Source organism: Microlunatus parietis, assembly GCF_013407955.1.
GTDB classification, from domain to species: domain Bacteria; phylum Actinomycetota; class Actinomycetes; order Propionibacteriales; family Propionibacteriaceae; genus Microlunatus; species Microlunatus parietis.
In genome coordinates this window covers 2,819,058-2,845,833 of record NZ_JACCBU010000001.1, presented here as the reverse complement: position 1 = coordinate 2,845,833, position 26,776 = coordinate 2,819,058, and the positions used below count along the sequence as shown (strand labels likewise).

Here is a 26,776-nt window from a genome sequence, read left to right as displayed (position 1 = left end):
GAGCAACCACGTCGGGCTCGGCGGCCAGGTCGTTCAAGGGGCGGTCGCCGGACGGCGCCGGCGGCGGCGCGGCTACGCTACCCCCGGCAGTCGCTTGCTCGTACAGGTACCGAACGGATGGAGTCGAATCGTGGCTGAACTTGCGCAGATCGGGGTCACCGGACTGGCCGTGATGGGCCGGAACCTTGCCCGCAACTTCGCCCGGCACGGATACCGGGTCGCGGTGCACAACCGCAGCTACGCCAAGACCACGTCCTTGATCGATGATCATGGTGACGAGGGGACCTTCGTACCTTCGGAGTCGATGCGGGATTTCGTTGCGTCGTTGGAGAAGCCGCGTCGCGTGGTGATCATGGTCAAGGCCGGCGCGGCGACCGATGCGGTGATCGACGAGCTGCTCGGGCTGCTCGACGAGGGCGACATCGTGATCGACGCCGGCAACGCGCACTTCCCGGACACCCGGCGGCGTGAGGCGGCACTGAAGGAGCGCGGCCTGCACTTCGTCGGCACCGGGGTCTCCGGCGGTGAGGAAGGGGCGCTGAACGGGCCGTCGATCATGCCGGGCGGGTCGCCGGAGTCGTACCAGACGCTCGGGCCGATGCTGGAGGAGATCTCGGCCAAGGTGAACGGCGAACCGTGCTGCACGCACGTCGGGCCGGACGGCGCCGGGCACTTCGTCAAGATGGTGCACAACGGCATCGAGTACGCCGACATGCAGTTGATCGCCGAGGCCTACGACCTGATCCGGCAGGGCACCGGGAAGTCCGCCGCGGAGATCGCCGACATCTTCCGAACCTGGAACTCGGGCGACCTGGAGTCGTTCCTGATCGAGATCACCGCCGACGTGCTCGGCCATGTCGACGCCAAGACCGGCTCGGCTTTCGTGGACATCGTGCTGGACCAGGCGGAGCAGAAGGGCACCGGCCGCTGGACCGTGCAGAACGCGCTCGATCTCGGCGTGCCGATCACCGGTATCGCCGAGGCCACCTTCGCCCGGGCGCTGTCCGGGTCGGTGCCGCAGCGCGAGGCCGCCCGCAAGGTGTTGCCGGCCGACGCCGAGGCCTGGCAGGTCGACGACCCGGACGCGTTCATCGAGGATGTCCGGCTGGCGCTGTACGCCTCGAAGGTGGTCGCCTATTCGCAGGGCTTCGACCAGATCGCGGCCGCCAGCGAGGAGTTCGACTGGAACATCGACCGGGGCGCGATGGCCAAGATCTGGCGCGGCGGCTGCATCATCCGGGCCCGGTTCCTCGATCGCATCACGGAGGCGTACCAGCGGGATCCGGAACTACCGCTGCTGCTCGCCGACGAATACTTCACCGGCGCGATCGGGAACAGCCTGGCCGCCTGGCGCCGGGTGGTCATGGCCGCGGCCCGGCACGGCGTACCGACGCCGGCGTTCTCGTCGTCGCTCGCCTACTACGACGGGGTCCGGGCGGAGCGGCTGCCGGCCGCTCTGATCCAGGGGCAGCGCGACTTCTTCGGCGCGCACACGTACCGGCGGGTCGACGGCGACGGCACCTTCCACACGGAATGGAGCGCCGACCGCTCCGAGAGCCCGGCGTGACCGAGACCCGGAAGACCGCGCTCATCGTGATGGGCGTGGCCGGTTCGGGCAAGACGACCGTCGCCGCCCTGCTGGGCGAGCGGTTGGGCTGGCCGGTGGCGGAGGCGGACGACTTCCACTCCGCCGAGAACGTCGCCAAGATGTCGGCCGGCACCCCGCTCACCGACGAGGACCGGCAGCCGTGGCTGGCCGCGATCCGGGACTGGATCACGGCCTCGGACGGCCCTGTCGTGGTGACCTGCTCGGCGCTGCGCCGGGTCTACCGGGACGTGCTGCGCCAGGCCGACGCCCGGGTACGGTTCGTGCACCTGGACGGATCCCGGCAGGAGATCGCGGCCCGGATGTCGGCCCGGACCGACCACTTCATGCCGATCGGACTGCTCGACTCGCAGCTGGACACCCTGGAACCCCTGGAACCCGACGAGGACGGCGTCGTCGTCGGCGTCACGGGCACGCCGGAGCAGATCGCCGCGGCCGTGCTCGAAAGTCTCTAGAGGCCGCGGAGGAAGTCGACGTCGTCGTCCGGGGCCTTCGGTCGCTGCTGGAACCGGCGGCGGGACTCGGCGTTGGGGCGGCCGAAGAACAGCCAGCAGACCGCACCGGCGAGGGGCAGACAGATGATGATCGTCGCCCAGAGCCAGCGCGGCATCCGGCGCACCTCGAGCGGGCGTGCCTGGGCCACCTCGACGACACAGTAGATCGTGAGGAGCGCCACGATGATGATCGGCAGGTACCTGATCATGGGCAAAGCCTAGCCCCGCATCGCCCATGGCGGAGCCAGTATCGTTTGGCCGTCGGCGAACCGACCTCGAAACACCTGGGAGGCCCCTCGATGAACCCCCTCCGTCCGGCTCTCGGCGCCCTGGCCGTCGCCGCGCTGACCCTGGCCGCGGCCTGCGCGCCGCAGGTCGAGTCGAGCGCGCCGCCGCCGACCGATGCCGCGGCCTGCGCCAAGGAGTCGCTGGCCCTGGTCAAGCCGGGCACCTTCACCGTCGCGACCGACCAGCCGGCCTACGAGCCGTGGTTCGTCGACGACGACCCGTCCAACGGCAAGGGCTACGAGTCCGCGGTGGCCTACGCGGTCGCCGAGAAGCTCGGCTTCGCGCGGGACGAGGTGACCTGGATCGTGGTCCCGTTCACCAGTGCGTACGCGCCGGGCGACAAGAAGTTCGACGTCGACCTGAACCAGGTGTCGATCACCGAGGAGCGACGCAAGGCGGTCGACTTCTCCACCGGCTACTACGACGTCGCGCAGACCGTGATCACGACGAAGGGCTCGCCGATCGACGGGAAGACCGCGATCGCCGACCTGGCCGGCGCCAAGCTCGGCGCCCAGGTGGGGACGACCTCGTACACGGCGATCATCGAGCAGATCAAGCCGAGCCAGCAGCCCTCCGTCTACGACACGAATGATCTTGCCGTGCAGGCCCTCCAGAACGGCCAGGTGGACGGCATCGTGGTGGACCTGCCGACGGCGTTCTACATGACCGCGGCCCAGCTCGACGACGGCGTGATCGTCGGCCAGCTGCCGCCCGGGGCGGGCACTCCGGACCAGTTCGGATTCGTGCTGGGCAAGGGAAGCCGGCTGACCGGCTGTGTCTCCGGTGTCGTTGATCAACTGCGCGCGGACGGCACCCTGAAGCGGCTCGAGCAGGAATGGCTGTCCGGCTCGGGCGGGGCTCCCGTACTGTCGTGACCATCGTTTCGCCGTCGACCGGCGAGCCGTGGCGGCCGTCGCCCCTGCAGCTGGAACGGATCAGCTACCGGCGCCGCCGATCCACCCGTTCCCTGATCATCGCGATCGTGAGCACGGTCGTCGTGGTCGCCGCCGTGATCATCGGGGTCACCTCGACGCCCGGCTGGCCGCGGGTGCAGCAGACGTTCTTCGATCCGGTCAAGGCGCTGGATGCCTTGCCTGCGGTCGCTTCCGGGCTCTGGCTGAACATCCGGGTCATGATCGTTTCCGGGATCCTGATCTTGATCATCGGGTTGATCATCGCGATCCTGCGGACGCTGCGCGGCCCGGTGTTCTTCCCGCTGCGGATGTTCGCGGCGGCCTACACCGACGTGTTCCGCGGGCTGCCGCTGCTGCTGGTGATCTTCCTGCTCGGCTTCGGTGTGCCGGCGCTGCGGCTGCAGGGGCTGCCGAGCGACGCGGTGATCTGGGGCGGCGCGGCGCTGGTGCTGACCTATTCGGCCTACGTGGCCGAGGTGTTCCGGGCCGGCATCGAATCGGTGCACCCGTCGCAGCGGGCCGCGGCCCGGTCGCTCGGCCTGAGCTACGCCAAGACGATGCGCTTCGTCGTGCTGCCGCAGGCGGTCCGCCGGGTCGTCCCGCCGCTGCTGAACGACCTGGTCAGCCTGCAGAAGGACTCCGGCCTGATCGCCGTGCTCGGTGTGATCGACGCGATCCGGGCGGCCCAGATCGCGACCGCCACGGACTTCAACTTCACCCCGTACGTGGTCGCCGGCGCCCTGTTCGTCGCGCTGACCGTCCCGCTGGCCCGGATCACCGACTGGGCGGCCCGGCGGCAGGGCTGGTACGGCACCGCGGGGAGCCACCTGTGACCGCCGAGAACGTGCCCGCCGAACCCCGGCACCCGGAACCTCTGCTGCGGGCCGAAGGGCTGCGGAAGGTGTTCGGCCGCCGGGTGGTGCTGGACGGTCTTGATCTTGAGGTCGCCGAGGGCGAGTGCGTGGTGCTGATCGGCGGTTCCGGGTCGGGCAAGTCGACCCTGCTGCGCTGCCTCAATCTGCTCGAGGAGCTCGACGACGGCCGGATCCTGCTGGCCGGGGAGGACATCTCGGACCCGCGGATCGACGCCGACCGGGTCCGGGCCCGGATCGGCATCGTGTTCCAGGCGTTCAACCTGTTCCCGCACCTGTCCGTGCTGGACAACGTCACGCTGGCGCCGATCCGGGTGCACCGGGTGCCGCCGGTCAAGGCGCGCGAGGAGGCCCGGGCGATGCTGCAGCGGGTCGGCCTGGCCGAGCAGGCGGGGCAGTGGCCGGACCAGCTGTCCGGCGGTCAGCAGCAGCGCGCGGCGATCGCCCGGGCTCTGGTCAACCGGCCGATGATGATCTTGCTCGACGAGGTCACCTCGGCGCTCGACCCGGAGCTGGTCGGCGAGGTGCTGACGCTGCTGCGCCGGCTGCGCGACGACGGTACGACGATGGTGATCGCCACGCACGAGATGGACTTCGCGCGGCAGGTCGCCGACAAGGTCTGCTTCCTGCACGACGGCCGGATCCTCGAGCAGGGCCCGCCGGACATGATCTTCACCGAGCCCCGGGAGCAGCGGACCCGGGAGTTCCTGGCCCGGATGATCATGCCCAGCTGATCAGGCCGGGGGAAAGCGGCTCTCGTTGATCGCCAGCTTCTCCCGTACCGCGGCGTCGAGATCGACGTCGACGACCGTGGCCAGCCGGAGCAGGTAGATCAGCACGTCGGCCATCTCCAGCCGGATCGCCCGCGCCTTCTCGGGATCGTCCATCGCCTTCGCCGCCTCGGCCTCGGTCAGCCACTGGTATTCGGCGGCCAACTCGCCGACCTCTCCGGTCAGGGCCAGGACGAGGTTGCGTGGAGTGTGGAACGGACCCCAGTCGCGACGATCGGCGAAATCGGCCAGCTGATCTTGCAGCGCCTTGATGCTCACTGCGCATTCGTACCATTAAGGTTTCCCAGATGCCCGCCACCGACCCCGCCTCCGACCGACCGACCGTCGCGGTCTGGCGGGACGTCTGGCTGCCGGGCTCGGAGACGTTCATCCGCGATCAGATCGCGGCCATGACCCGCTGGCGGGCGGTCCGGGTCGGGCTGCAGCAACTGCCGGAGCCGCTGGTCCCGGCCGACTATGCGCCGTTCACCGGGGCGTCGTCGTTGCAGAAGCTGCGCGGCGAGGTGCTCGGCACCGTCGGCTGGGAACGCCGGTTCGTCAACTTCCTGATGGAGGCCGAAGCGGAGGTGCTGCACGCACACTTCGGCCCGTCAGCGATCCGGGCGCTGCCGGTGGCGAAGCGGGCCGGACTGCCGATGGTGGCGACGTTCCACGGGTATGACGTCACCCGGGTGCCGCGCCTCTCGCTGGGCCGCGGCCAGGAGTATCGACGGCGGTTGCGCCGGCTGTTCGCGTACGCGGACCGGCTGATCGCGGTCTCGGAGTTCATCGCGGACCGGCTGATCGGGCTCGGCGCCCCGGAGGACCGGGTCACCGTGCACTACATGGGCATCGACGTCCGGGATCTCGACGCCAGCTCGCCGTTCCCGCCGTGGCCGGAGCGGCGCGGGATCGTCTTCGTCGGTCGGCTGGTGCCGAAGAAGGGCGGGCTGGACCTGCTCGAGGCCGTCGACCGGCTGCCCGGGGACCTGCGCCGGACCCCGATCACGATCATCGGCGACGGTCCGCTGGCCGGTGAGCTCCGGCGGCAGGCCGATGCGCTTGGGCTCTCGGTGGAGCTGCGCGGCTTTCTCGGGTCCGACGAGGTGGCGAAGGCGCTGGACCGGGCCCGGGTGTTCTGCGGACCGTCGCGGACCGGGCCGGACGGCGACGCGGAGGGTCTCGGGATGACGTTCCTCGAGGCGGGGCTTCACGGCGTCCCCGTCGTCTCGTACGCCCACGGGCCGTTGCGCGAGGCCGTCGACGACGGCGTCACCGGGCTGCTCGCGCCGGAGAAGGACGTGGCCGCGCTGTCGAAGCGGCTGGAGACCGTGCTCACCGACGACGCGTACGCCGAGCGGCTCGGGCGGCAGGGCCGCGCTCACGTACTCGAGAAGTTCGACATCCGCCGCTGCACCCCGGGACTGGAGCGCATCTACGACGAGGTCAGCTGACCCCGACCCCGGCAGGATGGTCCTCCTCGACGTACGTGGAGCGAAGGAGACCGATGCCCCGCAGGCCCGGCGTGGTCGTCGCGGCGAACGCCACCGGACTCTCGCTGCTCGGCTGCACCGGGGCACCGGACTCGCGTTCCGGGCCGGCCGCGGTCGAGCCGAGCGCCGTCGCCTCGGAAGTGGTCCAGTCGGGGTGGGAGGTCACGGTCTACTACACCGCGGTCGAGTCGTTCCACCACGGTGAGCCGATCGCGGTGACCGGCTGCCCGGTGCTGGACTGCGAGAACGGCGACGACCCGCTCGGCCGCTACCCGAGCGACTTCGTCACCGCCGTCAAGGACGAGGGCACGGGACGGATCACCAGCGGCAAGCACGCGGGGCGCTATCTGAACTGGTCGCACGGCGTCGGCTACTGGCTCGATACCGAGGCCCGCAACTCCTACGGCGACGCCCTGCGCCCGTTCTCGTCCGCCGCGACGGACGCGGACGTGTTGCCCCGTGGCAGCCGGTCGAGATCGTCGAATGCGGCGACGCCGAGGTCGCCGAGGACGTCTGCGCGAATCTGCGGGAGCCGACCTGGATCATCGACGACGAGTTCACGCCCGGCCTCGGCGGCGCCAGGCACCTGGATGTCTACCTCGGCGAGGAAGACCGGCCCGATTTCACCGAGAGCGACCTCTACACGACCCTGGAGAACGCGACCCTACGGCTGCCTCGTTGACCGAAATCCAGCGGACTCGGTCGAAACCGACGGCAGACCGGCACATTCCGGCGAAGTGCGCTGGATTTCGGTCAGCCCGCCGCTTCGAGGGCCTCGTTGAGGAGGAGCAGGTCGTCGACGAGGGATTCCGGGTCGGTCGCGGCGCGGTCGAGGTCGGCGACGATGACCTGACCGTCGGGGTAGCCGGTGGGGCAGGGGTAGGCGGTCAGCGAGGCGGGAAGGTCGAGATCGATTCCGTGCGGGGCGAGGGACAGGACGCCGAGCCCGAGCGGCAGGATTCTCCGATCGGCGATTGCGTCATGCAGGCTGTCCGTGATGATTCTGGCCCGGTCGGCGCTGACCGACGCCGCTGCCGTGCTGATCAGTTGCACCAGCCAACCGGGGTCGTGACCTTGGAGTGGGAGCGCTGGCTGTTTGCGTTCTCCGACATAGAATTCTGCCTTGCCATCGATGCTGGGAAACTCGGCATCGTGTCCCAGCGTGGCTCTCAGATTGAGGAGTTGGCCGGAGTCGGAGAAATCGGTGTCACTTCCGCGATCGAGGTAGGCCTGCACGACGACGTGTGAATCTGGATTAGCGCCGGCCAGGGTCCCGTCGTCGTTGGTATTACGCATGTCGACCAGTTCCCGTTCGATGGCGCTGAGATCGTGCCATAGTTCGACATCCATCTCTTGATAACTCTTCCAAGCCAGCGGTAGGCCGTAGGGGCCGGCGGAGACCGTTGCGGACAAGGCGTCCATGAACGCCTTCAGTTGTTCGGCCGACTGAGCCCAGTTGTCGACGCGCTGCGTGCTGAGCAACCTGCAGCATCCATTCCTCGCTCATCATGTCCACTCCTCCGGGATGGGTACCCATCTTGCCCGCACTCGTCCTGCGAGGCGTGCATCCAACGCGAACGCGCGATTGAATGCCCGGGCGGTTTCGCGTTCCAAACACCACCACTCAATAGGTCCATTCATGGCTTGGCCTGACGCACTGCCTGGCGAATCTCACTCTCGAGGCCACCTTTGTCGCTCTTGAAATTGCGCCAGAACGCCTTGAACTTTCCGCTGTCTTTATCGACGATCTGGGCGTAGCTGCCCTTGGCGTCGATGCCGATCTCGGTTGGCTCGCCGTCGCGTTCTTCGACGAGGACAGTGTCGAGCCAGGCTTGGCTGCCGTCGTGTTCGACCTTGTATTCCTGACCGACGACACTTTCGCCGTGGTCGCGGCCGGACAGTCGGGCGGCTCGGTGCTGGACGAAGATCTCGTAGATCGCGTTGACGGTCCTGCCGTGGCTTCGGCTGCCGGGTGCGGCCCAGTTACCGGTTGCGGGCGCCGGTCCCGAAGCCGAGGGCGCGGCCGGGATGCTGGTGGCGACGGCTTGGCCTACGCCGGCGTGCAGGTAGATCAGCAGGGAGCGGTTCGCCGACGCCACGAGATCTTCGGCCGAGACCAGCTCCGCGTGTTCCTGAAGGAAGGCCCGCAGGGCGATCTGGCCGCCGGGGTGGCTGGTTCCGGCGAGGACGCCGGTGACGGCTTGGTGGGTTTCGCCGGCTCGTCGGGCTGCTTCGGCGAAGACCTGGGGGTCGATGGTGCGGGCGGCGTCGTGGAGATAGATCGCGATCCACAGCAGTTGCGGGCCCTGGCAGGCGGCGGGGTGGCCGAGGTCGGCGTGCCAGGTTCCGTCGGCGGCCGGTTCGCCGGCACCGTTCGTGGTGAGCCAGTTGATCACGCCGTGGTGGCCGGCAGTCTGGCAGTCGGCGGCAGTGGTCAGGTGGCGGGCCGCGTCGGTGTAGCCGGTGGTGGCGTGGGGCAGGCTCGGTCCAGGTGGACCCGGCCAGCGTGTCGGTGACGGCCGCGGCGAGTTGGTCGAGCCTGGTCCGGGCGATCTCGTACCAGGCCAGCGCCGGCAGGCCGTGCAGGGCGGCGCGCAGCGCATCGCCCATCCGGTGCACGGTCGAGGACATGCTTCTCAGTCCAGCGACAGGTCCGGGGCCAGCGCCTTCAGATCGGTCAGCAGCGCGTCGGTACGGGAGCCGAGGGGCACCGTGATCATGGCCAGCCGGCGGCGGAGGCGGAGCTGCGCGTCCTCGGCGAAACACTTGCCGTCCGCGACTGCGGAGAAGAACTCGGTGGCCGACTCCTCGGTGATGATCAACTCGCCGGCGACGTCGCCGAGCTGGGGCAGGTTCAGGCCGCGGCCGGCGGTGTAACTCGCCAGATCCGGAACGTACAGCCCGATGGATCGGCCGGTGTCCAGGTAGTCGACCCAGACGCTCGAGTAGTCCGACAGCAACCCGTCGGCCAGCCCGATCAGCTGGTACAGGGTCACTCCGGCGGCGCTCAGGTCGGCGTCGGTGATCACGGTCAGCCCGAGTTCGCCGAGCCGGTCGGCGTCCAGCCGGTGCGGCTTGATGATCAACTGCACGCCCGCCCGGTCGGCCGCCGCCAGGAACGCCGCGGCCGCCGCCGGGGACAGCGACTCGCCCTCGGCCAGCCCGACCAGCCCGGCCGCGGTGGAGCGGCGGAAGGTCGGCAGCCAGAGCACGTACGGCCGCTCGGGATCCAGGCCCAACGCCGCCACGGCGGCCCGGTCGGTCGACGCGGCGATCACGTCCTGCCGCGGATTGCCGGCCACCAAGGCGGTCTCCGGCCGCATCGACAGGGCCCGGATCGCCTCCAGGCCCCAGAGCGGGCTGGACGCGGAGTGGGCCTGCGCGCCGATCCGCTGGGCGAAGTTGGCGTTGGCGTTCCACTTCGGGCCGGTGCCGTGCCAGAGGTTGACGTGCAGCCGGCGCCGGACCGGCCGCGGCGAGTCGTACAACCCGTGGGTGTAGAGGACCAGTTCGCTGTCGATGAAGATCAGGTACGTGCTCAGGCCGGCCTTGCTGATCACGGTCACCCGCTCCGCGGCCTCGCCGTCGCCGAGCAGTTCGGCCACCCGGCGCAGCTGGGTGCGGACCACCTCGACGTCATTGGCGACCAGGAAGACTCGGCCGCCGTACCGCCGGGTCAGCCCGATCGCCGTCACCAGCGAGTTCTCCTCGGTGTCCGGCAACCCGCCGACCAGGGCCTGCCGGCGCGGCGGGCGAAGCACCATCAGCAGCCGGCTGACCGGCACCGAGACGGCCCGCCGCAGCACCGACTTCGCCAGCCGCAGCCGGGCCGGACCGGTCAACGGCGGCCGGTCACCGTAGTCACGGCCGGCCGGCCGGAGCGAGGCCAGCGCGGAGCCGAGGCTCTCCGGCAGCACGACCAGGGCCAGCCAGACGCTGCCGACGCCGAGCAGCCAGGTGTGCCCGGTCGGCCCGCTCAGGGCGCCGATGATCAGCGCGGGGATCCGGACCGGCCAGCCGCCGCCGAGCACCGACAGCAGGTACGGCAGCGGACGCCGCCCGGTGCGGTGCCGGTAGAACAGGTCGTACCGGCGCGCCGCGACGACGGCGAGCCAGGCGAAGCCGAGCCAGAGCGCCGACGGTGCGACCAGGGCGGTCGTGACCAGCACGGTCAGGCCCTCCAGCCCGGTCAGCAGCGGCGGCAACAGCCAGGCCAGCGGACGCCGCGGCCGGCCGGCCAGCAGCTTGACCAGGACGCCGTCGTCGCGGAGTCGGGCCAGCAGCACGGCGGCTGCTTCGGGCAGCGCGGACCGGTCCCGCCGGGTGACCGTACGCAGGAACCAGCCGGTCAGCGTCCAGAGTTCGGCGATGCCCACCAGCACCAGGTACGCGATCAGGGCGGCGACCGGTCCGCCGACGATCAGGCCGACCGTCAGCACCAGCCAGCGTTCACCGATCTGGGCGTGCAGGGCCTGCTTGATCCAGTGCACCGGTCCGGTCGGGGTGCCGATGATCCGGGCCACCGCGTCGCTCGGGCCGGACTTGCGGCTGACCGGCGCGGTCTCGCGGAGCGGCCGCAGATCGGGTCGCGGCCGGCGCCACCAGATCAGCACCGTGTCGGCGAAGGAGTAGTCCTGCAGGTGCCGTACGGTCTGCAGGCCGAGTGCGGCCACCGCCAGCAGCCAGGCGTCGCCGTCGCCTCGTACCGCACAGACGGCGAGGGCGGCCAGGGCCAGGTATTCCTTGACCCGGTCCGAGGTCAGGTCGGCCCAGGCCCCGAACGGCGTGTAGGACCGGGTGGACCGGGCCACCTCGCCGTCGGAGCAGTCGATGATCAACGAGAACTGCAGCAGGACCGCGGCGATGATCACCGCCGGCAGCGGACCGAACGCGATCATGGCGCAGGCCCCGAACGCGACCACCAGGCTGATCAAGGTCAGCGCGTTGGGGGTCAGCCCGACCCGCACCGCCCAGCGGCTCAGCCGCCGGGAGATCGGCCGCAGGACGAACGTCGACCAGACGCCGTCACCCGGCCGGGACGCCCGCCGCCAGGCGATGTCGGCCTCGTTCAGCCGCTCCACCCGGCCGAGCAGCTCGGGGGTGGCGTCGGCGCCGCGGGCGCCGAGGTAGCCGTCGATCGGCACCGCGGTGAGCGCGGCGCCGGACCGGACCAGGGCGAGCAACGCGGTCTGGATCGGGTCGAGGTCGGTCCAGCCGCGGTCGACGAGCAGGGCGGCGGCGTCCCGCCAGGCCGCGGCGGCGGCCGGCAGATCCGCCGGCCGCAGCACCAGCAGCCCGAGGAACGTACCGGTGGCCTCGCCCAACTGGTGCCGAGCTGTGGCGACGCCGACCAACTGGCCACGGACCACCCGGATCGCGCACGTCGGGGCGACCTGCGCGGTCTGGTCCAGGGTTTCGATCAGCGCGCGCGACCCGTCGCGGGGGTCGTCCAGGACCTGCAGCAGCGGTGTGTCCGAGACCAGCAGATCGGCGGCACAGACCGCGAGCGGCTCCCCGTTGGCCGACGCCTCGTCGGCGAGGTCGGCGAGGCCGGTCAGCACGCCGGCCGAATCCGTATCGGGCAGGTCTGCGGTGCGGGCCCGAGCCCGTACCGGGAGGGCGGCACACTGGCCCCGCAGCCGGTCCGTGACTCCGGGCGCGGAAGCGGGCGCGCCCGCGACCGCAATCAGCACTCCTTGTCCTCCCAAAGTGCGCCGGACGAATGCTGGTGAGCCTAGCCGATTCCGCCCTCCCTGAACGTGCGGCGCGGGGCACGCTCCCGCTACGTGAGCCCGGCGACGACCAGGCCGATCGCGAGCGCCAGCGCGGCCAGGACCTCGGTCCGGCCGGTGGTCTTCAGGACTCCGATCAGGTCTCGGCCCGCGGCGCCGCGGAGCACGGCGAGCACCGACGGGACCAGCAACGCGACCCCGACCAAGGCCAGCAGCGCCCACCAGCTGGTCAGGGCGGCGACCACGATCAGGCCGGCCGCGGCGGCGCCGATCAGGCCGGCGTAGAGGATCCGGGTGGCCCGGTCGCCGAGCCGGACCGCGAGGGTGAGCTTGCCGGACGCCTGGTCGCCGACCAGGTCGCGCAGGTTGTTGGCGACCAGGATCGCGGTCGTCCAGCAGCCGACGGCAGCCGCGCCGACCAGGGCCGCCGGAGTGATCGCGCCGAACTGGACCAGGGTCGTGCCGCAGCCGGCGATCAGGCCGAAGAAGACGAAGACGAACAGCTCGCCGAGGCCCAGATAGCCGTACGGACGCCGGCCGCCGGTGTAGTACCAGGCGGCCAGGATCGACGCCGCGCCGACCGCGATCAGCCACCACTGGCCGGACAGCACGACCAGTGCCAGCCCGGCGACGGCCGCGACGCCGAAGCTGACGAACGCCGCGGTCCGGACCGTCCTCGGCCGGGCCAGGCCGGAGCCGACCAGGCGCAGCGGGCCGACCCGGTCCTTGTCGGTGCCGCGGATCCCGTCGGAGTAGTCGTTGGCGTAATTCACCCCGATCTGCAGGGCCAGCGCGACCAGCAGCGCCAGCAGCGCCGGCAACAGGGCGAAGCCGCCGGCGGCATGGGCCAGCGCGGAGCCGACGATCACCGGCGTCAGCGCCGCGGGCAGGGTCTGCGGGCGCGCTCCGGCCAGCCATTGCCGCGGAGTCGCGGTGGTCACGTCCTCGCTCACCGGGCTCACGCTACCCAGTCACGAGCTGGATCAGCCGCTGCCGGTCGATCTTGCCGCTGCTGGTCCGCGGCAGCGCGGGCAGCTGGACCATCCGGCGGGGAAGTCCGCGTTCCGGCAAACGGGTGGCCAGGTCGGCCCGCAGTTCGGCCAGTCCGACAGGTCCGTCGGCGACGGCGATGATCATGGTCCCCCAGGTCGGGTCGGGTACGCCGATGATCGCCAACTCCGCCCGGCCGGCGGCCGGGGACTCGGCGGCCAGGCATTCCAGCTGGGCCAGGTCGACGTTGATCCCGCCGGTGATCACGACGTCGTCGAGGCGGCCGAGTACGGTCAGTCGATCATGGTCCCAGCGGCCGCGGTCGTTCGTGATCAAGGTCCGTCCGGTCGCGTCCTCGCGCAGCGCGACCTGGGTCAGGTCGGGCCGGAGCCGGTAGCCGGAGAACACCATCGGCGCGGTGATCATGACCCGGTCGCTGGCCGGCTCCAGCGTGATCTTGACCCCGGGCAACGGGATCCCGTCGTAGACGCAGCCGCCGCAGGTCTCGCTGGTGCCGTACGTGGTGATCACCCGCAACCCGGCCCGCCGAGCCTCCTCGAGCAGGGCCGGTCCGACCGGCGCCCCGCCGAGCAGGATCGTGTCGAAGCCGGTCAACGCCGCAGTGATCTCGGGCGTCTTCAGGGCGCGGGCGAGCTGGGTCGGCACCAGCGACAGGTAGTGCGGGCCGGCGTCGGCCGGTGCGGTGAGATCGGCAAGATCACCACGGACCGTGGCCACCGGGCGACCGGCGACCAGGCCGCGGACGATCACCATCAACCCGGCGACGTAGTGGGCCGGCAGCGCCAGGGTCCACGACCCCGGCCCGCCGAGTCGATCATGGGTCGCCTCGGCGCCGGCGATCATGGCGGCCGCCGACAGCAGCACGCCCTTCGGCTGGCCGGTCGACCCGGAGGTGGCGAGCAGCGCAGCGACCTCGCCGGACTCCAGCGGCTGGTCCGGTCGAAGCATCGCGAGCGCGGTCCGCCGCTCGGCCGGGTCGAGCGGCAGCGGCGCGACCGGCTCGCCGCCGGCCAGCGCCGCCGCCAGCGCCGGGGTCAACGCCTCCGGCGTGGGTTCGACGATCAGCACCCCGCCAGTCTCCCAGCCCTACCGCGGCCGCCCCATTCCGGGAGCCTGCCAGTTTTTCACGTAACGTGAAAAACTGGCGCTTTACCAGGGAAGTTTCTCGCGTAAAGCGACAGGAAACCTGGTGAGGTGGGGCGGAAGGGGCTAGAGGGACCCGTTCTTCCAGGGCCCGGTGATCGCGAACGTGATCCCGGGGGACTGCACGTTGGCGAACAGCCACTTGCCCTCCTTCGGCTCGAACGTCGAGCCGCACCACTCCGAGCCGCCGTAGTTGCCCGGCGCCACCTTCTTCCCCGGTACGCCGCCCTCGGGGATCACCACCTGGTTCAGCGCGAACGGGAAGATCTCGCCGTCGGTGGTCAGGCCGTGCAGGTACTCGCCGGAGCTGCCGTCCTCGCAGAGCACGATGCCGCCGCGCGGGCTGACGCAGATGTTGTCCGGGTTGTTCAGGACGGAAGCGTCCGGGGAGGCGAACAGGACGCGCATCCGCTCCTCGGCCGGGTCGTACTCGAAGACCTGGCCCTGCCCCTGCGGCCCGCCGCTGGTCGACACGATGTAGACCCGGTCGTTGCCCCACCAGGCGCCCTCGAGCCGCCGGAACACGGCCGCCCCTTTGGCCTGGCCCTGCAGCGCGGGCCGTACCTCGCCGGGGGCGTAGTCCGGGTTGTCGATGGTGACCCAGGACGTCTCGTACTCGGTGCCGGTCGGATCGGCATAGGTGCTGTACGAGGAGCCGTCGTCGTTCTTGATCACGAGCATCTCCAACTTGCCGCCGGCGGACAGCGTGTGCCGGCGCTTCGGGGTGAAGCGGTAGAACCCGGCCGGGGTGTCGTCCTCGGTCAGGTAGACGACACCAGTCCGCGGATGCACGGCGACCGCTTCGTGGCTGTAGCGGCCCATCTCCTTGATCGGCCGCGGATCGCCGACCTTGTGGTGCGGCACCTCGAAGACGTACCCGTGCCGGGTGCCGTCGGCGCCGACCACCGTGGTCTCCTCGCAGGTGAGCCAGCTGCCGTTCGGGGTCGGGCCGCCGGCGCAGTTGCGGATCGTGCCGGACAGGCTGGCCCGGGCCTCGGTGAACTCGCCGGCGCCAGGGTCGAAGATCATCGTCGTGGTCCCGCCGCCGGCGCTGCGGTTGTACGCCGGGTCGGCGAACGCGCCGGTGAAGCTGCCCACCTCGTGGTTGCGGACGACCGCGATCCGGTCGTCGCGGCGGTGGAACGCCGCCATGCCGTCGTGCATGCTGGGCGTCGGGTTGCCGTCGGACATCTCGTCACCGGTCCAGCCGAACGACAGATACTCGAAGCCCTTCGGCAGCCGGAGCAGCTCCAGCCCGGTGGTGTGGTCCTTGACCGGGCTCAGCGGCCCGTAGTCCGGGCCGACCGCGTGCTTGGTCATCGGCGCTGCACCGGCGGTCCGGGCGCCGAGGGCCTCGAGCGGGCCCAGCGCCGCCAGCGAGGCCGCGGCCGCGAGTCCGCCGCGGAGGAACTGGCGCCGGCCGGTGCCGTCGGTGGCGGAACCGGGCTGGGAAGGGGTCTGGGGGTCAGACATGCTGTATCTCCTCGAAATTCGTCCCTGGACTCACGACGCTAGGAAGCTGTCGGCGACGCGCGCGAGACGCTCCGGCGGAAGCCTGGTCGAACAGTTGCGAACGGGTTGGCGCAGCTGGCCGACCAGCACCGGCGAGACTGGTCCGGTGCAGCCGATCACCTATCGCATCCCGATGAGGGTCCGGTTCCGCGGCATCGACACCCGGTACGGGATGGTCTGGCGGGGGCCGGCCGGGTGGGCCGAGTGGAGCCCGTTCCTCGACTATGGCGGCGCCGAGTTGGTGCCCTGGCTGCGGGCCGCGGACGAGGCCGCTGACGTCGGTTGGCCGAAACCGGTGCGGGACCGGATCGAGGTCAATGCGACGGTGCCGGCGGTCGGGCCGGACCGGGCCCGGGAGATCGCGGCCGGGTCTGGCTGCCGTACCGCGAAGGTGAAGGTGGCCGAGGCGGGCCAGACCCTGGCCGACGACCTGGCCCGCGTCGAGGCGGTACGGGACGCGCTCGGGCCGGGCGGCCGGATCCGGGTCGATGCCAACGGCGGCTGGTCCGTGGCGGCCGCGTCACGGGCGCTGCGGGAGTTGGACCGGTTCGGGTTGGAGTACGCGGAGCAGCCGTGCCGGACCGTCGAGGAGTTGGCCGAGTTGCGCCGGTCCTTGCGCGGGACGGGGATCCTGATCGCCGCCGACGAGTCGATCCGGCGGGCCGAGGATCCGTACCGGGTGGCCGAACTGGGGGCGGCCGACATCGCGGTGCTCAAGGTGCAGCCGCTCGGCGGAGTCCGGGCGGCGCTGCGGATCGCGGAGCGGATCGGGTTGCCGGTGGTGGTGTCCAGCGCCCTGGAGACGTCGATCGGGATCCGGGCCGGGGTGGCCTTGGCGGCGGCGCTGCCCGAGCTGCCGTACGCCTGCGGGCTGAACACCGTGCCGCTGCTCGGCGATGATCTTGTGCTGGAGTCGCTGGTGGCCGACCGCGGTTGGTTGCCGGTCACCGAGCTCGCGCCCGAGCTTGATCGCCTGGACCGGCTGGCCGCCGCGCCGGAGGAGCACCAGTTCTGGCAGGCTCGGCTCATGCAGACGCGGCTGCTGGACCGGAAGGGTTCGCGATGACCGATGCCACCCAGTGCGCGCGTACGGTGATCGAGGAGTTGATCTCGCGCGGCGTACGGGAGATCGTCGTGGCGCCCGGCTCGCGGAGTGCTCCGCTGGCGTACGAGATCTTCGAGGCGGACCGGATCGACCTGGTGCGGCTGCACATCCGGACCGATGAACGCAGCGCCGCCTTCACCGCGCTCGGCCTGGCCAAGGCGAGCCGCGAGCCGGTAGCGGTGATCACGACGTCAGGCACTGCGGTGGCGAACCTGCATCCGGCGGTGCTGGAGGCGTGGCACAGCCGGATTCCGTTGATCATGATCACGGCGGACCGGCCGGCGTTCCTGGTCGGCACCGGGTCTAATCAGACCACCGACCAGCGCAGCCTGTTTGATGATCATGTGGTGGCGTCGGCGCAGTTCGATGATCATCGCGGCGATGTACGGCACTGGCAGTTCCACACGGCCCGGCTGGTCGTCGCGGCGACCGGCGAGCGAACCGCGGAACCGGGGCCGGTGCACCTCAACATCGCGTTCAGCGACCCGTTGACGCCCACGCCGGTCGCGATCAACACCCGGCCGCCGGTGATCATCGAATCGCCGGCCCGGGCCGCCGAACCCGTGTCGTTGCCGGCGGGTCCCCAGACCGTGATCATCGCCGGCGACACCGACCCGGAGAACGGGGCTGCGGTGGCCGAGCTGGCCGAGCGTTCCCGGCTGCCGCTGCTCGCCGAGCCGTCCAGCAACGCCCGCCGCGGCGCCGCGGCGATCGCGCTCTACCGGCTGCTGCTGACCACCGAACTGGCCGACGAGATCGAGCGCGTCATCGTGATCGGCCACCCGACCCTGTCCCGGCCGGTGAGCCGGCTGCTGGCCCGGGACGACGTGGAGATCATCGGCGTGACGCCGTACGCGCGGTGGGACGACGCCGGCGTCGGCGTGACGCGGGTGGTTCCGGCCGTGGCGCCGGAGCCGGGCGACCCGGCCTGGCTGGAGCGGTGGCGGGACCATGATCATCGACTGGCCGCCCTGGTCGAGCGCCGGCTGGCCGACGACCCCGACTTCACCGGGCCGGGACTGGCCCGAACGGTCTGGGGCGCGCTCGGCGGCCAGGACACCCTGTTCACCGGTTCATCGAACCCGGTCCGCGATCTTGATCTTGCTCCGATCTCGGCCGAGCCGCCGGTCACGTACGCGAACCGCGGGCTGGCCGGCATCGACGGCTCGGCCTCGACCGCCGCCGGGATCGCCCTGGCCACCGGCCGCCCCACCCACGCGCTGCTCGGCGACCTGACCTTCCTGCACGACCTGAGCGGACTGATCGTCGGCCCCGACGAGCCCCGCCCCGACCTGCGCGTGATCGTCGCGAACGACAACGGCGGCAGCATCTTCGCCACCCTCGAGTACGGCGCCCCGTCCCACCTCCGAGCCTTCGAGCGCATCTTCGGCACCGCCCACGCCGTCGACCTGGAACGCCTCGCCGGCGGCCTCGGCGCCCACTTCCACCGAGTCGCCCGCGAGGAGGAACTGGCCGACGTCCTCGCCGAACCCCCGCTCGGCATCGAGGTCGTCGAAGCCACCATCGACCGCCGCCACCGCCGAACCCTGAACTCCCAGCTGCAGCAACTCACCGCGAACCTCTGACCCCCCACCCCATGTACCCGCCGACCGGTCACAAAAGCAGCCGATTTTGCGGCGTGTCGCTGCAGAGGTGACGTGTCGGTGAGGGGCGGGTGGGTCGCGGAGTGCCACTCCGGCCCCGCTCCGCCTGTCCGCGACCATTGCTCCCCTCCGCGACTGTTGCTCCGGTCGCGGATGAGTGGAACGGTCGCGGCCACGAGCCATGGGGTGCCCACGCCGCCGCGCGACGCTACTCGTCGAAGCGGCATTTCCAGGCGGTCGAGGGCCCGGCCGAAACCTTCCTCACTCTTCAGCCTGCCGCCAGCCTGCCGCCAGCCGGTCGGTGGCGGGAAGGGCCGGGCTCAAGGACGCCGCGTCACCTCATCGCTCCCGACCGAGTGCCATTCCACAGCCTGCACGGACCGGGTGACCTCGGCTCACCGCACCAGCCGACCGGGACCCGCAGGTGAGGGCCGAGTCTTGCGGCGTCGACCAGCAGCAGATACAGGAGCGGTGGGGCACTGGCGTCGCAGGCCGCGTTGGCTCGGGTGGGTGGACCGGAGTCCGGCAACTGCACCGCGTCCACGAGCTCCGCCGTCAGCCTCCCGTCATCCCGCTGCGTGACCGAATCCGCGCGCCTTCAATCCGCGACCGTTCCTCGCATCCGCGACCGCTGCAACGGTCGCGCATCGGAGGAACGGTCGCGGATGCGAGGGACGCAGCGTGGACCGGCGCGCTCCGGCGGGTCAGGGTTGGGCGCGGAGCCAGGAGCGCACGGCGGCAGTGGCTCGGACATCGTCCTCGTTGTAGTCGAGGACCCGCTGCCGGGCGGCGTTCCGCTGGTCGGCGGTCTCGCCGGACACGGCCTCGGCGAACCAGAGTTGGGAGTTGAGGCCGCCGGGGTCCTCGTCGCGCCAGGCGAAGCCGGCGCCGGCGCGGGCGACGACCTTGAGGCCGAGGCCGTCGGCGCCGAAGTAGTGCTCCTTGACCACGTCGAGCAGGTCGACGAAACCGATCCGCTCCTCGTGCACCTGCTCCGGCTTGGACCGGGCCAGGCCGCGGGCCCAGAGCAGCGTAGGGTCGTCGGTGCCCTTGGCCAGGCGCTCGATCGCGGCGAGCTCGAAGCCGCTGTAGTGGTAGATCAGGGTGGACCCGGCGCGCTCGATTTGATCATGGAGCCAGCCGAGGGCCTCGACGGCGAGCGCGTGCTCGGCGTCATGATCAAGATTGGTGAACGTCGAGAATGCCCGGTAGTGAGCTTGGCCGCCGTCGTTGATCAAGAAGCCCCACAGGTAGACCAGGCCGGCGGCGGTGGTCTCGATGTCGAAGTCGATCTCCAGCGCGGCCGGCGGCAGGTCGATCGGGCCCTCGGTGACTCGTTCCAGCGGGATGCCCTTGACGATCATCCGGGCCCGCCGTGCGGCTGTTCGGAGCCGGGTCTCGGCGCCGGTCCGGTGCTGCACCTCGGGCAGATAGCGCTCCAGCAGCGCCTCGAGGTCGGAGCCGACGAGGTCGGTGATCGTGAAGATCCCGTTCCGCCGCAGGGTGGCGATCTCGCGTACGTCGAGCCGGCCCTTGTCCACCCGGAGGCTGACGTCCTCCTCGTGCAGTTGCGGCCGGCAGTGATCCCACCACTGGCACCGGGCGCACTCGTCGACCACGATCGGCACCACCAACGGCTCGGGATCGTCCGGCTCGCCGCGGCGCCGGTCCGCGGTGTCGGCCACGGCGAGCCGGAACTCGAACTCGTGGTCGTACCGCTCCAGCAGGGTGCGCAGCCGCCAGCCCTCCGGCTGGCTGCGGGAGAAGGTCCGCACGGTCGGCCGGTCCAGCCGGAGCCAGGTCAGCACCGGCCCCTCGCCGGCCCGTTCCGGATGATCATCGGTGCCGATCACCGCGACGGTCGGCTCGTCGGCCGCCCAGCCGAGCTGCTCCAGCATCCGCCAGTAGTGCGCCAGTTGCAGGAAGTCGGCTTCCCGGCTGGCGACCCGAGCTCCGTACCCGCTGATCATGGTCCGGTGCTGCGGGCCGGGCTTGGTCAATTCCGTGTACGGCAGCTCGGCGACCGGCTCCTCCCGCTGCCGCAGCCGCTCGATGATCTTGTGCCACTTCACCTCGACCGGGTGATAGCCGGGTCGGCCGTCGGCCCGGTCGGCGCCGCGGACCAGCAGGTCCGGATTGCCCAGCCGGCGGCCCACCCGGTCCGGCGGCAGGGTCGGCCCCATGATCACCGGCAACCCGGCCGCGACCGCCTCGGCGCAGGCGCCGGTCCTGATCTCACCCGGGTGATCGGCCAGCTCGCGCAGGTCCAGCACCGGCTCGGCACAGGCGTGCAGCAGCCGGTCCAGCACCTCGCTCTGGTACGTCAGCCCGCCGTCGAACAGCTCGGCCAGCGAGTCATCCGGCTCCGCCCCGAGATGCTGGACAGTCCGGTCGAACGCGTTGTGCGTCTTCACCGCACAGCTGCGCGCCGCGTACGACCCGAGCATGACGTCGCTCATGACGACGCTCCTCAGGCCGTCGCCCGGTGCAGCGCGACGATCCCGCTGCTGAGGTTGCGCCACTCGACCCCAGACCAGCCGGCCTTCTCGATCAGCTCCGCCAGCCGCGGCTGGTCCGGCCAGTCCAAGATCGACTCGGCGAGATAGCGGTAGGCGACCGGGTTGCTGGCGAACAGGTCGGCCATCGTGGGCAGCGCCGCCAGCAGGTAGTTGCGATAGATGAAGCGGAACCACCCGATGGTCGGCGTGGAGAACTCGCAGATGACCAGCCGGCCGCCCGGGCGGGTGACCCGGCGCAGCTCGACCAGCGCCGCCTCGGTGTGCTCGACGTTGCGCAGGCCGAACGAGATGGTGACCGCGTCGAAGGCGTCGTCAACGTACGGCAGCTGCAGGGCATCCCCGGCCACAAAACCGAGGCCGGGCAGCCGCTGCTTGCCGACGGTGAGCATCCCCAGCGAGAGGTCGGTCGGGAACACCGTCGCGCCTTCGTCGGCGAACGTCTGGCTGGACGTGCCGGTGCCGGCGGCCAGGTCGAGGATCCGCATGCCGGGCCGCGGCCGGACCGCCTCGACGACAGCCTTCCGCCAGTCCCGATCACGACCGAGCGAGATGATGCCGTTGACCAGGTCGTACCGGTCGGCGACCCGGTCGAACATGGCGGAGACGTCGGCGCGCCGTTTGGCGAGGGTCGCGCGGGCTGGGTGCTCGGACATGACCCCAGCCTGCCATCCCGGTCCGACATTCCTTCCCGACCCCGACCCTGGTCAGGGGGTCGGGCGGGCGATCCGCCGTGAGTGCGCCAGAATCGTCGCCATGGCGAAGCGACCCACCGTGCTCAAGGTCTCCGGGCTGAAACGTGCCTACGGCCCGAACACGATCCTGGACAAGTTCAGCATCGAGGTGCACGGTGGCGAGGCGGTCGCGCTGACCGGGCGGAACGGCTCGGGCAAGTCGACCCTGCTGCGCTGCCTGGTCGGCGCCGACAAGCCGGACGAAGGCACGATCGAGGTGGACGGTAACCCGATGTCGGAGACGTCGCCGCAGATCCGCCGCGACGTCGCGACCGTGATCGACGACCTGGACTTCTTCCCGGACTTGAGCGTGGTCGAGCACCTGGACCTGCTGGCGCGGGCGCACGGCATCGAGGACACCGAGTCGGTGGTCGACGAGGTGCTGGAGGAGGTGCAGCTGGTGCCGCAGTCCGGTCAGCTGCCCGGCACCCTGTCCTCCGGTCAGCGACGGCGGCTGGCTCTGGCCACCGCTTTCGTACGGCCTCGCAAGCTGTTGATCATGGACGAGCCGGAGCAGCGGCTGGACACCGAGGGCGTGAAGTGGCTGGCCGAACGGCTGAAGAACGAACGCAAGAAGGGGTTGGCGATCGTGTTCGCCAGCCACGAGCCGTCGCTGGTGGAGACCGTGGCGACCCGGGTGGTCGAGCTGGGGATCAATCGCCGATGAGCTCCACCGAAGGCGCCGAGGACTTCACCCCGTACCAGATGCCCGACCTGCAGCCCGCGTCCGCGCGCGAGCTGAAGTTGATGATCAAGGACTGGCGGACCGGCCGGGCCACCAAGAAGCTGGGCGAGGCGCTGCACGACGCCTACATCGCCATCCTCGGGCTGGTCATGGTCGGCGCCATGATCGTCAATGTGATCATCAGCGCGCAGCAGGTGGTCGCCCAGTGCGCCAGTGCTTCCTGTCTGTCCGCGCGGGCCGTGCTGCCGTGGGGCTCGCTGGCGCTGTCGGTCGCCGTGGCACTGACCGCGAGCCGGCTGTTCGGTCCGGTGCTGGCGTCGGCCGCGGAAGGGTTCTGGCTGCTCGACGCGCCGGTGGACCGGCGGCGACTGCTGACCTCACGGCTCGTCTCGGCCCTGGTGATCGCCTTCATCGGCGGCGCCGCGGTCGGTGCGCTGGTCGCCGCGCTGACCGGTTCCGGGCTGCCGGCGGTGCTCGCCTGGGCCGCGGCGACCGGGGTCTCCGCGACCGCCGCGGTGACGTTCGCGGCAGCCGAGCAGGGCGTCGAACGACGGCTGCCGGTGCGACTGCTGGCCTACCTGTTCGCCTGGGTCGGCGTCGTCGCCCTGGGCGGCGTGATCGCGGTCGCCGCCAACTGGCTCTCGATCGACCTCGGCCCGGACCGCTCGACGGAGCTCGCCCTGGCGGTGCTGGCCGCCGGGCTGTTGATCTTCGTGATCAGCCTCGTCTTCGCGGTCGCCCGGCTGCGCCAGATCCGGCGGTCGCGGCTGACCAGCGGCGGGGCGCTGGCCGGCGGCATCTCCGGTGCGTTCTTCGCCCTCGACGTCGGCCTGGTCCGCGACATCGTGGTGGAGCAGCGCGCGGTCGAGATCGGCCATGTGAAACCGAAGCGGGGCAAGGGGATCGGGCTGCAGGCGCTGACCTGGCGGGAATGGCAGCGGCTCTGGCGGTTCCCGCAGCCGCTGCTCGTGGTGCTGGCGACGATCGCGATCCCGTACGCGGCGGACGCCCTGGGGCTGAGCCGGATCGCCCCGGTGATCGGCGCCCTCGCCCTGTTCGCGGCGCTGATCCCGCTGCTCGGCGGCCTGCGGGTGCTGACCCGGACCGGCGGGCTGGCTCGCTGTCTGCCGTACCCGACGAGCAAGATCAAACTCGCCACGATCGCGATCCCGGCCGGCGTCGCGCTGGTCTGGGTGCTGGCGATCACCGCCGCGTTCGTCGGCTTCGGCGAGGGTTCCGAGCAGCGGTCGATCTTCGACGCGTTCCTGATGGCGCTGGCGACCGGAGCGGCCGGCCTGCTCGGCGCGGTGCGCTGGACCCAGTCCAAGCCGGTCAACTTCGCAGCCCCGATGGTCGCCACCCAGGCCGGCGCGTTCCCGCCCGGGCTGACCACCAAGATCATCGCCGGCTTCGACATCTGCGTCCTGGTGACGTTCCCGATGCTGCTCGGCGGCTCACCGTTCTGGTCGATCGCGATCGCCGGCATCGTGGCCCTGTTCCTGTTGATCTCGGTGGATGCCGATCAGTTGCGGCAGCAACAGCAGGAGCAGCAGCGGATGCTGGACGAGCAGAAGAAGCGGCGGGAAGCGGCTGCGGCACAGCAGAAGCAGCGCAAGCGCTGAGCGACACGCCGGAACCGGTTCTTAGGCGGGCCGGGCGACGGGCGTGTCGTTGATCAACTCGGCCTAGGCTGCCGGGCGTGGAGTTCACCGAGGATGCCGTTTACCACTTCTCCGAGGACCCGACGATCACCCGGTTCGCGCCGCACGTCGCCAGGACCGCGCAGGTCAACGGCGCGTACGTCTGGGCCGTGACCGCGGACCGAGCGCACAACTACTGGTTCCCGCGGCAGTGCCCGCGGGCGATGGCCTGGGCGCGTCCGGACAGCGACCCCGACGACGTGGCCAAGATCATCGGGCCGGGCGGCGGGAGCCGGGTGCACGCGGTCGAGTTCGGCTGGCTGGAGTCGATCCGGACCGTCGAGCTGTACGTCTATCGCTTCGACCCCGCCGGCTTCCACCCGGTCGACGAGACCGACGAGCCGCCGGCCGTGGTGACCGAGTCCGAGGTCGTACCGCTCGGTCCGGCGGAGCCGGTGGGCGACCTGTTCGCGTTGCACGAGCGGGCCGGGATCCAGCTCCGGGTGCTGCCGCGGCTGCAGGACTTCTGGTCCGCGGTGATCACCAGCACGCTCGGCTTCAGTGGGATCCGGCTGCGCAACGCCAGGTCTTGAGCACACGGTCTTGAGGGAACACTGCGCTGATCTTGGTCTCGTTCGGCACCAATGCTTCCGATGGCCTGAAGACGCCGCTGCACATAATCAACACGGATGAATCGTTGGTTGGACTGAATTGTTCACGTCCGGCGGCTGGAGACCGGACATCGGGGAGGATCCAGTGATCATCGTTGTTGTCCCACTCTCTTCGCGGAGCCTGCCATGAGGCTCCCGTCGGACACCGTGGAGCCGGCTGAGCACCGGGTTCAGCTATGGTTCGGCCCGCACGTCCTCAGGACCTATCGAGCTGACCCGTCGGCCGCAGAGCAGTACGCCCAGGCGGTCGGGAGCCGCTTCCCGGGCGTGCGGGTGACCATTGACGATCAAGCCGGCCAGGGCCTGGCGCCGTTGCCGTGCGAGCAGCTCTGGATCCTCACGCCCTGAACCCACCGGCCGGCGTCGATAGAGTCTGGCCGTGACCGACGACGCCGAGCAGGACCCGGCCGACTGGCTGCGCCGCCAGCCGGGCCAGGTACGCGAGTGGATCCGCCAGAACAACGTGATCTACGGCGGCATGATCGCCGTCGCGTTGGTGCTGGTGCAGCCGTTCCTGACCGTCGCTCCGCTCGAGCCGTTGGAACTGGCCTGTGTGATCGCGTTCGCGTTCGCGATCCCGTTGCTGGCGGCGCTGGTCATGATCAACCAGCAGGAGACGTTCCGGGGCCGGCTGGCCAGCTCGAAGACGGTCAACGTGGCCCGAGCCCTGGCCATGCTCGCTTCCGGTACGGGCATCGTCACCGCGTTCTGGAACATGTCCTCGATCGCCGGCATCGTGGTGCTCGGCAGCATGGTGCTCGCCGTCGCGGTGCACTCGTCGGGCTACACCCGGCTGGAATGGCCGGTGCTGCGCCGATTCGGGCAACGCTCGGCGAAGCAGGCGGAAGCGGCCGAGTCGGCCGAGCAGCGCGAGCGGCCGTCGGCCGGTTGAGTTCAGCCGGCAGCGAACCATGGCGACCGCGCTTCTCGGGCCGGGTTAGTTTGGGCGCATGCGTGCCGACGAGATCGATCAGCCGAAGGCGAAGGACCCGTTGCTGCGGTCGCTGATCGGTGCCGCGCTGCGCCGGACCCGGCAGCGACAGGGCCGCACGCTGGCCGACGTGGCCGAGGCGGCCGGCGTCTCGGTGCCGTACCTCTCCGAGATCGAGCGCGGCCGCAAGGAGCCCTCGTCGGAGGTGCTCGGTGCGGTCTGCGACGCACTCCGGATCGAACTGGTGGACCTGGTCGCGATGGTGGGCCGGGAACTGGTCGAGCTGCGGACCTCGCGGGTGGTCGTCCCGATCGGCAGCCGGAAGCGGCGGGACCGCCGTCGGCTGCGTGAACTGCCGGCGACGGACGAGCGGCCGCTGGAGATCGCGCGACCGCTCGCCCCGCGCCAGTCCGGCCGCGGCGACATCACCTGCCTCGCCGCCTAGGCGTAGGCGGGCTCGAGCACCTTCCGGGTGGTCACCACCTGATCGGCGAGGCCGTACGCGACCGCCTCCTCGGCACCGAACACCCGGTCCCGGTCGCTGTCGATCCTGATCTTGTCCGCCGAGTGCCCGGTGTGCTCGGCCATCACCTCCTCGATCTCCTCGCGCAGCTTGGCCATCTCCTTGGCCTGCACGGCAAGGTCGGGCAGGGTCCCCCGGGCACCGCCGGACGGCTGTTGCAGCAGCACCTTGCTGTGCCGCAGCACGGCCCGCTTGCCGTGCGTCCCGGCCGTCAGCAGGACCGCGGCCGCGGCACCGGCCTGGCCCATGCAGAACGTGGCCACGTCGGACCGGACAAACTGCATGGTGTCGTAGATCGCCATCATCGCGGTGTACGAGCCGCCCGGTGAATTGATGTGCAGGTTGATGTCGAGGCCGGCGCTCTCGGAGTCCAGGTGCAGCAACTGCGCGATGATCACGTTCGCCACGCCGTCGTCGATCTCCGTGCCGAGGAAGATGATCCGCTCGTTGAGCAGCCGGGAGTAGATGTCGAACGCGCGCTCGCCGGTCGGCGTCCGCTCCACCACCGTGGGAATCGTGTATTGCCCCATGA

Annotated in this window: 26 protein-coding genes; 14 read left to right on the top strand and 12 right to left on the bottom strand. The window is 70.8% G+C overall.

The genetic code is table 11. The features are described 5' to 3' along the window. The first annotated feature begins 130 nt into the window (after positions 1–130). Together gnd and BKA15_RS13610 are read left to right on the top strand one after the other, a co-directional pair. A complete protein-coding gene (gene gnd, locus BKA15_RS13615) occupies positions 131–1,567 on the top strand; it encodes an NADP-dependent phosphogluconate dehydrogenase (RefSeq protein WP_376766803.1) in 1,437 nt (478 codons plus the stop codon). Further along, positions 1,564–2,061 carry a gluconokinase gene (locus tag BKA15_RS13610; RefSeq protein WP_312879017.1) on the top strand — a complete coding sequence of 166 codons (498 nt, stop codon included), beginning with the start codon at positions 1,564–1,566 and terminating at the stop codon, positions 2,059–2,061. Before gnd ends, BKA15_RS13610 begins: the two co-directional genes overlap by 4 nt. On the opposite strand, the gene BKA15_RS13605 is transcribed toward BKA15_RS13610, so the two are convergent. Next, positions 2,058–2,309, bottom strand: a complete 252-nt coding sequence (locus tag BKA15_RS13605; protein ID WP_179751556.1) for a PLD nuclease N-terminal domain-containing protein — start codon at positions 2,307–2,309, stop codon at positions 2,058–2,060. The two genes, BKA15_RS13610 and BKA15_RS13605, sit on opposite strands and share 4 nt — an antisense overlap. Before the next feature lie 90 nt (positions 2,310–2,399). On the opposite strand from BKA15_RS13605, the gene BKA15_RS13600 reads away from it, so the two are divergent. From BKA15_RS13600 to BKA15_RS13590, 3 genes are read left to right on the top strand one after another with little or no spacing between them, the layout of a single operon-like run. Beyond that, on the top strand, positions 2,400–3,263 hold the full coding sequence (locus tag BKA15_RS13600; RefSeq protein WP_179751554.1) for an ABC transporter substrate-binding protein: 864 nt from the start codon (positions 2,400–2,402) through the stop codon (positions 3,261–3,263). Further along, on the top strand, positions 3,260–4,135 hold the full coding sequence (locus BKA15_RS13595) for an amino acid ABC transporter permease (protein WP_312879016.1): 876 nt from the start codon (positions 3,260–3,262) through the stop codon (positions 4,133–4,135). The genes BKA15_RS13600 and BKA15_RS13595 overlap by 4 nt, the downstream gene beginning before the upstream one ends. Further along, a complete protein-coding gene (locus BKA15_RS13590; RefSeq protein WP_312879015.1) occupies positions 4,132–4,908 on the top strand; it encodes an amino acid ABC transporter ATP-binding protein in 777 nt (258 codons plus the stop codon). Before BKA15_RS13595 ends, BKA15_RS13590 begins: the two co-directional genes overlap by 4 nt. Here the strand turns inward: BKA15_RS13590 and BKA15_RS13585 are convergent, their stop codons facing one another. Next, complete coding sequence (locus BKA15_RS13585; protein WP_312879014.1) at positions 4,909–5,223, bottom strand: nucleotide pyrophosphohydrolase; 315 nt, start codon at positions 5,221–5,223, stop codon at positions 4,909–4,911. It lies immediately after the preceding gene. A gap of 29 nt (positions 5,224–5,252) precedes the next feature. Here BKA15_RS13585 and BKA15_RS13580 point away from each other — a divergent pair, with 29 nt between their 5' ends. After that, positions 5,253–6,398, top strand: coding sequence for a glycosyltransferase (locus BKA15_RS13580; RefSeq protein ID WP_179751550.1), 1,146 nt, complete (start codon positions 5,253–5,255; stop codon positions 6,396–6,398). Here BKA15_RS13580 and BKA15_RS13575 read toward each other — a convergent pair. The 7 genes from BKA15_RS13575 to BKA15_RS13545 form a co-directional block, all read right to left on the bottom strand. Next, a complete protein-coding gene (locus BKA15_RS13575; protein WP_179751548.1) occupies positions 6,391–6,603 on the bottom strand; it encodes a hypothetical protein in 213 nt (70 codons plus the stop codon). The two genes, BKA15_RS13580 and BKA15_RS13575, sit on opposite strands and share 8 nt — an antisense overlap. A 587-nt stretch (positions 6,604–7,190) precedes the next feature. Next, positions 7,191–7,919 carry a hypothetical protein gene (locus BKA15_RS13570; RefSeq protein WP_179751546.1) on the bottom strand — a complete coding sequence of 243 codons (729 nt, stop codon included), beginning with the start codon at positions 7,917–7,919 and terminating at the stop codon, positions 7,191–7,193. A gap of 155 nt (positions 7,920–8,074) precedes the next feature. After that, complete coding sequence (locus tag BKA15_RS13565; protein WP_179751544.1) at positions 8,075–8,833, bottom strand: hypothetical protein; 759 nt, start codon at positions 8,831–8,833, stop codon at positions 8,075–8,077. A gap of 240 nt (positions 8,834–9,073) precedes the next feature. After that, entirely contained in the window at positions 9,074–12,130 is a 3,057-nt protein-coding gene (locus BKA15_RS13560; RefSeq protein WP_179751542.1) for a CDP-glycerol glycerophosphotransferase family protein, read from the bottom strand. Between the two features lie 89 nt (positions 12,131–12,219). Next, the gene (locus BKA15_RS13555; protein ID WP_312879013.1) at positions 12,220–13,122 is read right to left on the bottom strand and encodes a 1,4-dihydroxy-2-naphthoate polyprenyltransferase; all 903 of its coding nucleotides are present in this window, start codon (positions 13,120–13,122) and stop codon (positions 12,220–12,222) included. A 10-nt stretch (positions 13,123–13,132) separates the two neighbouring features. Further along, positions 13,133–14,248, bottom strand: a complete 1,116-nt coding sequence (locus tag BKA15_RS13550; RefSeq protein ID WP_218871293.1) for an AMP-binding protein — start codon at positions 14,246–14,248, stop codon at positions 13,133–13,135. A gap of 141 nt (positions 14,249–14,389) precedes the next feature. Beyond that, positions 14,390–15,796: an alkaline phosphatase PhoX gene (locus tag BKA15_RS13545; protein WP_179751540.1), complete on the bottom strand. Its 1,407-nt coding sequence runs from the start codon at positions 15,794–15,796 to the stop codon at positions 14,390–14,392. Between the two features lie 145 nt (positions 15,797–15,941). Between BKA15_RS13545 and BKA15_RS13540 the strand changes: the two genes are divergently transcribed. Both BKA15_RS13540 and menD read left to right on the top strand, forming a co-directional pair. After that, on the top strand, positions 15,942–16,901 hold the full coding sequence (locus BKA15_RS13540; protein WP_312879011.1) for an o-succinylbenzoate synthase: 960 nt from the start codon (positions 15,942–15,944) through the stop codon (positions 16,899–16,901). Next, positions 16,898–18,526 (top strand): 2-succinyl-5-enolpyruvyl-6-hydroxy-3-cyclohexene-1-carboxylic-acid synthase, encoded by a 1,629-nt coding sequence (gene menD / locus BKA15_RS13535; RefSeq protein ID WP_179751538.1) that lies wholly within the window; start codon positions 16,898–16,900, stop codon positions 18,524–18,526. The genes BKA15_RS13540 and menD overlap by 4 nt, the downstream gene beginning before the upstream one ends. A gap of 722 nt (positions 18,527–19,248) precedes the next feature. Here menD and BKA15_RS13530 read toward each other — a convergent pair. Beyond that, positions 19,249–21,003, bottom strand: a complete 1,755-nt coding sequence (locus tag BKA15_RS13530) for a TM0106 family RecB-like putative nuclease (RefSeq protein ID WP_179751536.1) — start codon at positions 21,001–21,003, stop codon at positions 19,249–19,251. Between the two features lie 11 nt (positions 21,004–21,014). After that, complete coding sequence (locus BKA15_RS13525) at positions 21,015–21,716, bottom strand: demethylmenaquinone methyltransferase (RefSeq protein ID WP_179751534.1); 702 nt, start codon at positions 21,714–21,716, stop codon at positions 21,015–21,017. 100 nt (positions 21,717–21,816) lie between these two features. On the opposite strand from BKA15_RS13525, the gene BKA15_RS13520 reads away from it, so the two are divergent. The 6 genes from BKA15_RS13520 (at position 21,817) to BKA15_RS13495 (ending at position 26,166) form a co-directional block, all read left to right on the top strand. Then, positions 21,817–22,461 (top strand): ABC transporter ATP-binding protein, encoded by a 645-nt coding sequence (locus BKA15_RS13520; protein ID WP_179751532.1) that lies wholly within the window; start codon positions 21,817–21,819, stop codon positions 22,459–22,461. Beyond that, positions 22,458–24,101: a DUF6297 family protein gene (locus BKA15_RS13515; protein WP_179751530.1), complete on the top strand. Its 1,644-nt coding sequence runs from the start codon at positions 22,458–22,460 to the stop codon at positions 24,099–24,101. The genes BKA15_RS13520 and BKA15_RS13515 overlap by 4 nt, the downstream gene beginning before the upstream one ends. Positions 24,102–24,178: 77 nt before the next feature. Continuing rightward, the gene (locus BKA15_RS13510) at positions 24,179–24,712 is read left to right on the top strand and encodes a DUF6886 family protein (RefSeq protein WP_179751529.1); all 534 of its coding nucleotides are present in this window, start codon (positions 24,179–24,181) and stop codon (positions 24,710–24,712) included. Positions 24,713–24,916: 204 nt separating this feature from the next. Continuing rightward, a complete protein-coding gene (locus BKA15_RS13505; protein WP_179751527.1) occupies positions 24,917–25,138 on the top strand; it encodes a hypothetical protein in 222 nt (73 codons plus the stop codon). 31 nt (positions 25,139–25,169) lie between these two features. Continuing rightward, positions 25,170–25,682 (top strand): hypothetical protein, encoded by a 513-nt coding sequence (locus tag BKA15_RS13500; protein ID WP_179751525.1) that lies wholly within the window; start codon positions 25,170–25,172, stop codon positions 25,680–25,682. 58 nt (positions 25,683–25,740) lie between these two features. After that, positions 25,741–26,166 (top strand): helix-turn-helix domain-containing protein, encoded by a 426-nt coding sequence (locus tag BKA15_RS13495; RefSeq protein WP_179751523.1) that lies wholly within the window; start codon positions 25,741–25,743, stop codon positions 26,164–26,166. On the opposite strand, the gene BKA15_RS13490 is transcribed toward BKA15_RS13495, so the two are convergent. After that, complete coding sequence (locus BKA15_RS13490) at positions 26,163–26,774, bottom strand: ClpP family protease (protein WP_179758447.1); 612 nt, start codon at positions 26,772–26,774, stop codon at positions 26,163–26,165. The two genes, BKA15_RS13495 and BKA15_RS13490, sit on opposite strands and share 4 nt — an antisense overlap. Positions 26,775–26,776 lie beyond the last annotated feature (2 nt).